Origin of the sequence: Mesorhizobium sp. M7A.F.Ca.CA.003.01.2.1 (assembly GCF_003998945.1) — a bacterium.
GTDB classification, from domain to species: Bacteria; Pseudomonadota; Alphaproteobacteria; order Rhizobiales; family Rhizobiaceae; genus Mesorhizobium; species Mesorhizobium ciceri.
Genome location: NZ_RZRA01001467.1, coordinates 1 through 810, shown reverse-complemented (window position 1 = coordinate 810; position 810 = coordinate 1). Strand labels below are relative to the sequence as shown.

Annotated in this window: 2 pseudogenes; both read left to right on the top strand. The window is 62.8% G+C overall.

What is annotated here, in order from left to right:
* Positions 1–392, top strand: a pseudogene (locus tag EN969_RS33505) (1-acyl-sn-glycerol-3-phosphate acyltransferase); the annotation flags it as partial.
* A 113-nt stretch (positions 393–505) separates the two neighbouring features.
* A pseudogene (locus EN969_RS33500) lies at positions 506–810 on the top strand (tRNA (N6-isopentenyl adenosine(37)-C2)-methylthiotransferase MiaB); the annotation flags it as partial.

The following is an 810-nucleotide window of genomic DNA, read 5'->3' as shown; positions in this document are numbered from 1 at the left end:
ATGCGATGGTGCTGTTTGCCGAGGGCTCGACCGGCGACGGCAATATGGTCCTGCCGTTCAAGAGCACGCTGTTCGGCGCCGCCTCGATGGCGATTTCGGAAGGCGCGGCGGAACAGGTGTTCATCCAGCCGGTGGCGATCGCCTATACGCGTCTGCACGGCGTGCCGCTCGGCCGCCGGCATCGCCCGCTTGCCGCCTGGATCGGCGATGAGGATTTGATGCCGCATCTCAAGGTATTGCTGGCGGAGGGCGCGCTCGACGTCGAGGTGCATTTCGGCGAGGCAATCGCCTTTTCCAAGGGTTCGAACCGCAAGGAGACGTCGAAACTGATGGAAAGCCAGGTGCGTGAGATGATGCAGGCGGCGCTTGCCGACCCGCGGCCGAGCCGCTAGCCCCGGCATGCCCTTGCTGGCGCGGGCCGAGAATCGTCTGTTTTTTGTCACGGAAAGGCGTTAGAAGCCGCCTTATGGACTTGAACACGATAGAAAGCGACGACATCGGCACTATGGCTGGACAGCCGGCAGTGCTTTCCACGGCAGCGAAAAAAGTCTTCATCAAGACCTATGGCTGCCAGATGAACGTCTATGATTCGCAGCGTATGGCCGATGCGCTGGCTGCCGACGGCTATTCCGCGACCGATGCCATTGGCGAGGCGGACCTGGTGCTGCTGAACACCTGTCATATCAGGGAGAAGGCGGCCGAAAAGGTCTATTCCGAGCTCGGCCGTATCCGCGACATGAAAGCCGAGCGTGCCCTGGCCGGCCGCGAGATGCTGGTCGGCGTCGCCGGCTGCGTGGCGCAGGCCGAAGG